This window comes from Pseudidiomarina halophila (genome assembly GCF_003987215.1).
Taxonomy (GTDB): domain Bacteria; phylum Pseudomonadota; class Gammaproteobacteria; order Enterobacterales; family Alteromonadaceae; genus Pseudidiomarina; species Pseudidiomarina halophila.
In genome coordinates, this window is record NZ_PIPW01000006.1 from 18,830 (window position 1) to 28,113 (window position 9,284).

The 9,284-nt window shown below is 44.8% G+C and carries 8 protein-coding genes; 1 reads left to right on the plus strand and 7 read right to left on the minus strand.

Going from position 1 to position 9,284, the window contains the following annotated elements:
• Positions 1-86 precede the first annotated feature (86 nt).
• The 7 genes from CWI69_RS12075 to CWI69_RS12105 all read right to left on the minus strand — a co-directional run bounded on the left by CWI69_RS12075 (position 87) and on the right by CWI69_RS12105 (position 7,629).
• Positions 87-1,283, minus strand: coding sequence for an NRAMP family divalent metal transporter (locus CWI69_RS12075; protein ID WP_126764589.1), 1,197 nt, complete (start codon positions 1,281-1,283; stop codon positions 87-89).
• Positions 1,268-3,463: a putative bifunctional diguanylate cyclase/phosphodiesterase gene (locus tag CWI69_RS12080; protein ID WP_126764590.1), complete on the minus strand. Its 2,196-nt coding sequence runs from the start codon at positions 3,461-3,463 to the stop codon at positions 1,268-1,270. The genes CWI69_RS12075 and CWI69_RS12080 overlap by 16 nt, the downstream gene beginning before the upstream one ends.
• 276 nt (positions 3,464-3,739) lie before the next feature.
• Positions 3,740-4,474, minus strand: coding sequence for an HNH endonuclease (locus CWI69_RS12085; protein WP_126764591.1), 735 nt, complete (start codon positions 4,472-4,474; stop codon positions 3,740-3,742).
• A 62-nt stretch (positions 4,475-4,536) separates the two neighbouring features.
• Positions 4,537-5,562: a DUF4917 family protein gene (locus CWI69_RS12090; RefSeq protein WP_198678954.1), complete on the minus strand. Its 1,026-nt coding sequence runs from the start codon at positions 5,560-5,562 to the stop codon at positions 4,537-4,539.
• A gap of 30 nt (positions 5,563-5,592) precedes the next feature.
• Positions 5,593-6,084 carry a hypothetical protein gene (locus tag CWI69_RS12095; protein WP_126764592.1) on the minus strand — a complete coding sequence of 164 codons (492 nt, stop codon included), beginning with the start codon at positions 6,082-6,084 and terminating at the stop codon, positions 5,593-5,595.
• Positions 6,084-6,962, minus strand: a complete 879-nt coding sequence (locus CWI69_RS12100; protein ID WP_126764593.1) for a hypothetical protein — start codon at positions 6,960-6,962, stop codon at positions 6,084-6,086. Before CWI69_RS12100 ends, CWI69_RS12095 begins: the two co-directional genes overlap by 1 nt.
• A gap of 310 nt (positions 6,963-7,272) precedes the next feature.
• Entirely contained in the window at positions 7,273-7,629 is a 357-nt protein-coding gene (locus tag CWI69_RS12105; RefSeq protein ID WP_126764594.1) for a hypothetical protein, read from the minus strand.
• Positions 7,630-8,046: 417 nt separating this feature from the next.
• On the opposite strand from CWI69_RS12105, the gene CWI69_RS12110 reads away from it, so the two are divergent.
• On the plus strand, positions 8,047-8,964 hold the full coding sequence (locus tag CWI69_RS12110) for a type II toxin-antitoxin system PemK/MazF family toxin (RefSeq protein ID WP_157984279.1): 918 nt from the start codon (positions 8,047-8,049) through the stop codon (positions 8,962-8,964).
• The last annotated feature ends 320 nt before the right edge of the window (positions 8,965-9,284 follow it).

Here is a 9,284-nt window from a genome sequence, read left to right on the forward strand (position 1 = left end):
AGTGCTCCCATTTAAGGGGATGTAAGTGCAAAGCTCAAGCTCTGTGAGGTCAACGCCACGGATTTGCGGATGACTCGCACGCCTGGCTAAGCGAATACCAACCAGTATAAATAGACTAAGGTGAAACCGCATAAATACAAGAGTCCCAGCCATGCCCAGATATGCAAACCCAGTGCCATTTTCTGAGTGCGTACCAGAGTATAATTCAGCCAGGCGAAGAAGGGCGTGGTCAGAAACGCCAGAGTCATTGCAAAACTCAGCATTGGCCCAAGCGCACTTTGAAAGTAAAGAATCACTAACATGCCAGCGACGGCCTGACCGATGACCCACAACCGCAGGCTACTTCTGCGTTTGGTGATAATCCGGTAACTCTCGCGCAGAGTTCGGGCATAACCATCGAGAACCGCTAGAGTGGTACCGAACATGCACAGAAATGCGATGCCGCCAACGAAGTATGCGGACCAGTCACCAATGGTGGCACTGTACATGGCGACGAATTGCTCAGCGAACTTAACCCCAGCCATAGCGATAGGCTGCGGCGCTCCATATTGCACCAGCGCACCAAGCGCCAGAAATAACACCGCCAGAATAACTGTCGCCCAGTATCCTAGATTGAAGTCAAACAGGCCATCGCGAAGGGTCAGAGTTGTGAGTTTCTGCTTACTGCGCAGCCACAGAGAGTTAATCGCAGAAAGCTCAATCGGAACCGGCATCCAGCCCATCATAGCCACCAAAAATGCCAGCGCAGACAAGGTCCAGGGCGATGGCGGAACAAAGTCCGCCGGCGGTGGAACATGGTTCTGCCAGGCAATAGCAACAGCGACAATAGTCGCCAGTGACAAGCCAACCATGATCCATTTGGAGATCAGGTCAAGGCTTCGGTATTGGCCCCCGAGCAGAACAATGAGACAGACAAACAAGATAATCCAGCACAGAAGCGTCAGGCTCAATCCGGGCAAAAACAGCTGTAATAAGCTCGCTGTGAGTAGCAGCACCCCAGCAGTATTTACGACTGCCGCAATTAGATTAAAAAGCGTAAATCCCCAGAGGTAAAGCTTATGCTTGCGATAGTAACCACTCACTAAGCTTTCATTGCGACTAAGCGTGTAGGAAACGCCAAAACGAAAGAAAGGATATTTAAGAATATTAACTAGGACAACTAACCAGGCGAGCTGCCAACCAAACAGCGCACCGGCCTGGGTCGACGCGACAAGATGGGAAGCACCCACGGCTGCCGCCGCAAGGATAATACCGGGACCTAAGGTTTTTAATGCTGGAGCCATTGTTTCTCAAACTCTTTTGCTGGCAGAGGACGGGCATAGTAAAAGCCCTGGCCAAATTCACAACCTAATTGCTGAAGCATCATCGCCTGCTCTTCAGTTTCGATGCCTTCAGCTATGGTTTCCAGGCCCAGGGTTTTTGCCATGACGAGAATAGTATTAACCAGTGTTCGGCTCTGTTCATCACGGCTCATCGCCTGCACAAAGGTCATATCAATTTTAAGTATATCGAGGTCGAACTGCTGTAAATAAGACAGCGATGAATAGCCGGTACCAAAGTCGTCTATCGCCAGCTTAAAGCCCATGCCACGTAAGCGTTTAGTGACTTCAAGCGCCTGTTTCGGGTCGATCATCAAGTCGCTTTCAGTGATTTCCAGAGTTATCGCCTGTGGCGGTAACTGACCGCAAACACGCACAAAATCGTCCACCACATCTTTAGAAGCGAACTGCTGCGCGCCAACATTAACAGATATTGGCGGTACCGACTCGTAACTGTCCCGCCACTCGTTAATCAGCGCACAGGTTTTCTCCAGCACCTGGTAACCAAGTTCTGCTAATACCCCCTGCTTTCGCGCGATGTCGATAAAAATATCCGGTGGCACAGCGCCAAGTTCGTTATCGAACCAGCGGCATAATACTTCTGCACCGGTGCAGCGTCCCGAGTTAAGCTCTATTTGCGGTTGTAAGTGAATGTTAAGTTCGTGGTTCGCGAGCGCCATAAGGAACCGCTCTGTGCGGTGGCGCTCGGAACTCACCTTGCGCTCGAGATCGGTGTCAAAGGTGCAATACCTGAGGCCGTTCTGTTTTGCTTCATACATCGCGATACTGGCTTGTTGCAGCAGCTGCGCAGCCGAGCTGGCAGCGCTAGACCAGGCACCGCTCATTTTTAACTGCAAGGGCAGCTGGTGCTCGCCCATGCTAACTGGATTGGTAAACAGCTGGGTGAGCATATCTGCCAGTTCCAGAAAGTCTTCTATGCCAGCGCCTTGCTGGGAACTGACCACGACAAACTCATCACCTGTAAGCCGGGCAAGCAGCACCGTATTTTCCATCGCGCGGATACCTTCCTGCAGGCGCGCAGCTACGATACGTAACAACCTATCCCCGGCATGCAGCCCAAAGCGTTCATTGATATTTCGAAAACCGCGGATATCGATCAGCACCAGCAAGTAGTCCGGAGCCTGCTCGCGCGCGTATTCACGCTGTAAGAAATCAAGCAGCGCCGGTCGATTGGGAAGTCCGGTTAATTCATCAGTAAAGGCAATTTCGGTGATGCGCTCCTGGTGCAGATACTGTTCAGTCACATCAAGAACAAAGCCCTCAAGGTGAGTTACCTCGCCGGCTTCCGAACGCACGCCCTTGCCTTGCTCCCAGACCCAACGAAGCGCGCCATCAGCGCGAATAATCCGGTAATTTAACTTGAAGTAGCGGTCATTCTCGATGGCCTCTCGTACCTTAGCTTCGACCTTCTCCTTATCTTCAGGATGAATAAGGTCGACGTAGGCGATCGTCGCGTTATCCTGCAACCCAGCGGGATCGTAGCCAGTAAGGTCGCGGGCGCCACGGCTTACCATTTCCATGCTCCAGTAGGCGTCATTTTTACATCGATAAGCCATGCCGGGCAGGCTATCCATCAAGGTTTGTAAACGTCGCTGACTTTCCTTTAGACGGTTGGTAATGCGTACCTGTGCCATCTCAGCTGCGGCTTGTGAAGCGGCTACCTGCAACAGCTCGAGAACTTCATTTGAATAGTCCGTTGGCTGATCGTTCAGGATTGCCAGCAGACCCAATTTATTGCCGTCAACAGTCAGCATAGGCACGCCAACATAACTCTCGGCACCAAGCTGTTGCAGCATTTCATCATTGGGGAAGGTTTTGCATACGCCCTCGCTGTATACGCAAGAACCGGTCGATATCACAGTTTCACAGGGGGAGCCGTGAAGGTCATAGCTGTTGGCCTGGAGATGACTGCCGCGAGAATAAAAGGACACCACGTGAGCCCGGGCGATATCGGTCTCGAATATTTCCGAAACCATGACATGATCAGCGCGAAGCAACTCACTGAGTAGCTTCGTAAGATGTTCAATAAACTTAAGCTCGCTTCGCTCTCGCAGATTTTCTGCCAGCAAATGGAATGCTTTATCTAGACTGACCCGCTGAATGGTGGCATCTCCCCCAACCATTTGAATTAAGGTTTTATTTTTTACGATTACTTAGCATAGGACTGTTCTAGAAAAGGTCAACAAAAAAGGGACTCAAATGAGTCCCTTTCGATGGTTCTTTACACTTCTTATTCTTATGAAATAAGTCGTTTAATCGCACTCTTTGTTTTTAAGCTCTTCAAGAGACTCCGATATTAAATAAATCGTTTATAGAGTTTTTGTTCTGTTTTTAGAAAAAATCTGCGTTTAAATGGCTAAATTTACTTTTATAACCACTTAGCAGTCAAAAACCTTAGCTTATAATTTTTCTAGTTGTTCCTTTATTTCGTCGACACTATAGGCAGGTTTTCTCCGATGTATCATCGAATGGCAGTTTGGACATACTGGCTTTAGATCACGAACAGGATCTATCACGTACTCTTTCCCAATGGTCGATAACTCCAACTCATGATGAACGTGAATGAAGTCTCTTCCAATTTCCCCATAGGTATTTAAAAAGTCGAATCCGCAAATAAAGCAGTAACAACCATAGTGCTCGATACATTGTGCCCTAGCAGCTGGGTTCCTCTCGTAAATGTTGACATGTACGCTTCGTACCTTACCCTCGCGAAGCTCTACAGTCTCATTAACTTCATCAGGAAAGATGTAGTCATCATTTGTAGAGACCTGAGCTTTTCGAGAAAACTCCTCATAAATTTCTTTGCCTTTGATTACGCTAGAATTACCAACCGTCTCGTAATAGTCAATGTGCTGCCGAAGGGAAGACAACGCATTTAGTAGCTTGTCCCTCCCATTTTCTTTAAATATCATTTCCAAATAGTAGCGCGTCGCAGCCGCGTTGGTTGTTCGAGTAAATCGCTTACCCTCGATCAAGTTCCGATAACTATATATGTAATCGACAGCTGAATTTGGATTCATACCATTACGCGTTTCAAGGATTTCTATCCCTCGCGTCATTGAGATGTGTCTTCCATGAACACGTTTTGCGACATCGTATGCAGCCTCTATTGTTTTTCTGTCTATTTTAGGCATACAGATACACTCAACTATTGATGGGAGTCGATAAGGTCAATAATACCCATGTTGAGCACCTGCTATGGGTTGACCCAACAATTAGGGCTTCTAGCATCAAAAAATAAAACCTCACATTGCTCGCTGAAGTTGTCTCTAATAAGCTGATTAACCCTATTACAATATGCTTGATCATTATCAACTACTGAGAATGCAATTCTATCAATGCCTGACTTTGCAACTCTGTCTAGGATGTGCTGGTCATGTTCTCCTACACCCCAACCATAGACGACTAAGCTATCCTGAACCGAAGTAAGAACCTCACGATAAACCGTATTCAAATAGTAACTACTCTGGATCGATTTCTGTTTTTGTTGCACGGTTCCTTCGCTAACAAATAGTGGGACGTAGCTGCCTCGTTGCCACTTTTCCAAAATGTTCTCCAACAGCCTATTATTGCTCTGCGAGCTTATCTTCCTCTCGTTTTCAATTTTATCTCGCGCCAAAATGAGATTTCCATGAGGATAAAAGACTAAAGAACAACTGTCGATGTCTCCATATACCTCACGAAACCTTGACCAATCATCGTCAAACTCGGACCTTACAAAGCAATCTTTGAAAAGATGTCTATTATCCAAGTCGTTCCCGTGCATCATCGCCCAATACACGATTAAGTCATAATTGAGCGAAATTACGTTATCGAACCCTTTCATATAGGCGGCAACCGAAGGCAGCTTGTCAGAAACATCATTATGCTCCGGGTGAATATCTCGGACGGCAGCGATTAAGCAATCCCGAACATGCCTATATGCGGCCTCTGTCTTTTCGTCCTCTATCTGAAGAGCTACATTAACATTTGTTGCTTGCCATACAATCCTTAAAACTAATTCAAAATCTTCAGTATGGAAGTAATCAAACAAGCTTTGAACATCTTCATTAAGAAGGCCGTTTTCAATTGCATGTTGCTTTAGAGATTCATAATGAAACCGTTCATCTACTGCGATACTGGCTCCATTCCCTAGCAGTAACGTGTCAGTATACCTATCGGAGATCTCCGCCCAAGAATGAATTTCAAAAGGCAAACTCAGGCCCCCCTCCGCTGCCAACATTCACTGAAAACACCTCATTCCGAAAGCCTACTACTTAACGTGGTTATCATAATTATTGTCATCATCTAGCCTAATCAAAGCACTTCTTAAACTTATTCTTGCAGCGTAGAAGCTGAAAGCGTTTATTGATAGAGCGCCAGCAAAACCAGCAAATATCCAAGCCCCAACCAAAGTACTTAGTGCGTCCAGAAGCCAAACAATGATGCATGGAATTGTGAAAAAGATACTGTTTGATATACCGACATCAAAGTGAATTTTAAGCTTCCAATAATCGGGCCACTCATGCAGTACTTTCTCTTTTTTTTCACTTGGGAAAAGAACTCCCACCCCCTCCTTTAAAGTCCATACAGTTATTCCTATGGGAAAGAGCATCACCCATTGAATTGCCTCGTCATTCAGTGAAGACAAAGGAAAATACTGCGAGAAAAAGCCGTGTGAAACCATATAGACAATCAAACATAAGACAAGGAATGCGAACTCGAAGCTAAAGAAAAAAACTTTTAAATAATAGAACATTCTCATCAGTGCTTCATATCCCGCTCATTAGAGACCTTTTCAAAATGAGTTTTAGCTTTTGCCGCAAGTTCTTCGGGAGTTGGCTCTTTGTCATGAAGGAAGCTCTTCTGTGTATCACTAGTTTTGATAACGACTTCATCTCCATTTTCCATCCCAACGACTTTCCCTCTACCATAACCATCGGCAGCCATTAAAATAGCGGCATCCCCAATGGCAGGAGGTTCATCTGGTTCATAGTCTGGGGAGTCCATTATTCGATCCATAAGTTCTATGACTTTAGACTTCAAACCTTCTGTCTTAGAAGTTTGTTCCTTTACTGCTACTTCGGAAGCATTTCGGTGCTCAATATATTGATTGAGACTCCCCCATAGCCTTCCAAAAAGGGGGTTGGGGGGATGCACTGTTGCCGAAAACTCTGTGAAATAGTTCAATTTTTTGAGACGGGACGTAAAAGCACGATAGTCTGACACAGGTTCAACATCACAAGCCACAAAAAAGCCATCAAACGTTGCTTCTATAATAGATTTAAACCTTCTTCGAAAGACATCTTCTTGAATGCCATTCCAAACTTGTAAGAATGCTATACCCGAGTATTCAGGCAAATATATAAATGAAGAGCTAGCTTCAAGAAGATTTGGTACATCGGCATTAACCTGCGAACGACTGGCCTCATCAATTACCGTAGCATGACCTTCCTTTGCATACTTTGAAAGCTTACCAAAGACATAAGGGGTATCTTCGTTTCTGTTATCGACTACATCTGTTATCGTCCAGTCAAACTTGCCGATTGATACTGTCGGCGCATTGGCTATAGCGTCCATTAGACGTTTTTGGTCAAGATTTATCTTAACAACCCGGCCAAGATAATATCTTCCTCTTCTCATTAGGTTCTCCCTGTACCCTGTGAAATTCTTGCGCCTTAGCTGACGCGTTTGTAAGCTATTTTTCGGGGCAAATGTTCCACATTACTCGATGCAAGAAATGAGTATTAATGGACCATTACCATTCGAATCAATTCCGATACAATAAACCCATCCACCAATACAAATACTCAGCGAACAGAACAAGCCTGACATAATTAATAGTAGTACTCTCAACTATTCCTCCGAGCAACTTAACGTCTAGCGTAAACGGTATGAAAGACTCGCTTCCGACGACCGCATCGAGCGAGTTTAATGGCGTTATTACATGATTTCACGGTACAAGATCGCCATATCCCCAAATCAAGGTGCCCAAAAGAATGAAACACAAGGTTACGTATTCCAAGACTTTTCTGCGTTTAGGGATGCTCCAATCTTGAGGTGACCCACCGATATACCCCGCAGCAGACTGCCTGCAATCATTCATGCGTTGCTGAGCTGAATAATTTCTTGTCTCAACCCAGACAGATAAAAGCACTACGACTGCTCCCGACCGACCAAACCAGTGCGCCTCGCCAGTAGCATGGCTTAAAATGTATGATGCGACAGCAAAACAGCACCCAGAAGACAAAATAAGGATTTCCACAAAAATTTTCCCTGCCTTTCGCTCTTCTTCCTCTTTATTTGGCATTCTATTGCTGTTTGTCAATTCTACTGACTCCCTCATTCAAACAACATATTGATACTAGACGTACGTCATTTCTACGACAGGTCACATCTGCGAACAGTAACCGAAACTACTTCAAGGGGACCTATCCCCTAAGAAAACTTGCCTCAACCCATATCCATCACTATTGCTAGTAACTTTAATTCGCCAGACATCATGGTTAAAAGTAATTTCTTAACCAAATCAACTTATACGATTGTATTAAACTCGACAACCGAAGGTAGAAATGCTTCAATTTTCTCGGAGGTGCTATTCGAACTTAAGGCGTAAGCCGCACACAAATTCGAGAAAGCTTAACTACTAGTAATTAACTCTTACATCGGTACAATTTTATCCTGTAATTGACTCTGCAAATTAAGAGACTATTGGCAAGGAGCCATATTGGAAGTTAAATTCATAAACGAGGAAAACGGTGTTCAGCTCGGCTGTCGAACTTACAGTGGGATCACGCACACGATCATTCCTGCTTTCAGTGCGTCAGATCACGACATCTACTTTACGAACACCTTTGCAAAAGAGCCTCTCTACAAATCGTGGCTGATCAAGTCCATCGATATCACTGAGGGTGGTGTTGAAATTTATATCAGCGGAAATGACATTCCAGACTCGGTTTATACACATGCTACGAAGCAGCGCAAAAACTTTAAGTCGTTGATCAGAAAACATAACATCGTCGAAGTAGATTTTGGACATCAATCCTCTATTTTCAGTCTGTCGTCTGGTGAAGAAAAAAACACATTACGAACAGACTCTCTAATGCCCGGCGAAATGCATAAAAAGCGACCATGTATAGTCATGGGAACTCGAGCTGACTCCGTGACCGTAATTCCTTTAACGACAAGGGATTACAATAACCCCAAACATATCTCAATATCGAGTGACTCTTTTCATAATTTGCATTCAAGGTACTCTGAAAAAACATCTTTCGCCGCGTTAGATATGGTTCAGACAGTGTCTGCACATAGAGTTTTCCCGCCAAGGGAGGCCTCTACTGGCCGATATAGGCACCACTACTTCAAATACAAGTTAACAAAGACGGACGGGGAAGCTATTGATACCGCACTTGCCGACATATATAACGATGACGTCACAAAGCAACTCAAAATTGCCCAAACTGCTCTAACCGGAGTTAGAAAGGAAAAATCTCTGATTTTAGATAAATATAACGCCGTTACTAACGAGTTAAAGACGATAGAATCATGTAATGAAGAACTGAGAGAAGTAGTTGATCACTTAGCGAAAGCATTTGACATTGAAGGGGAGTTACAGCAGGTATTAGAGCAACTCAAAGCGATTTAACAACAAAAATGTTGACTTCCTTCTATTTATTTGCAATCCTATCAAAAGGTCTTGGCACTGGGAGTATCGACCTACCAAGGCGACTAGTGGAACCGTGTACTCTTTAGTATGCGCGGAAACTACCGATACAAAAAAAGTTTTGAAAGGCCAGCTTTGCTGGCCTTTTCATTTTCTAACTATAAAAATGACTCTCTGGACTTCCCAGCTTTCACTAGACAGTCTGTAGATTTTCAAAGTACGCCTTTTCAAAGTTAGCTGGCGATACGCCGCCTGTATGAGAATGACGTTTTTTTGGATTGTAAAACATCTCGATAAAATTA

Coding starts and splice junctions, on each gene's coding strand:
- CWI69_RS12075 (WP_126764589.1), bottom strand. CDS start 1,283: ATGGCTCCAGCATTAAAAACCTTAGGTCCCGGTATTATCCTTGCGGCG.
- CWI69_RS12080 (WP_126764590.1), bottom strand. CDS start 3,463: ATGGTTGGGGGAGATGCCACCATTCAGCGGGTCAGTCTAGATAAAGCA.
- CWI69_RS12085 (WP_126764591.1), bottom strand. CDS start 4,474: ATGCCTAAAATAGACAGAAAAACAATAGAGGCTGCATACGATGTCGCA.
- CWI69_RS12090 (WP_198678954.1), bottom strand. CDS start 5,562: ATGTTGGCAGCGGAGGGGGGCCTGAGTTTGCCTTTTGAAATTCATTCT.
- CWI69_RS12095 (WP_126764592.1), bottom strand. CDS start 6,084: ATGAGAATGTTCTATTATTTAAAAGTTTTTTTCTTTAGCTTCGAGTTC.
- CWI69_RS12100 (WP_126764593.1), bottom strand. CDS start 6,962: ATGAGAAGAGGAAGATATTATCTTGGCCGGGTTGTTAAGATAAATCTT.
- CWI69_RS12105 (WP_126764594.1), bottom strand. CDS start 7,629: ATGCCAAATAAAGAGGAAGAAGAGCGAAAGGCAGGGAAAATTTTTGTG.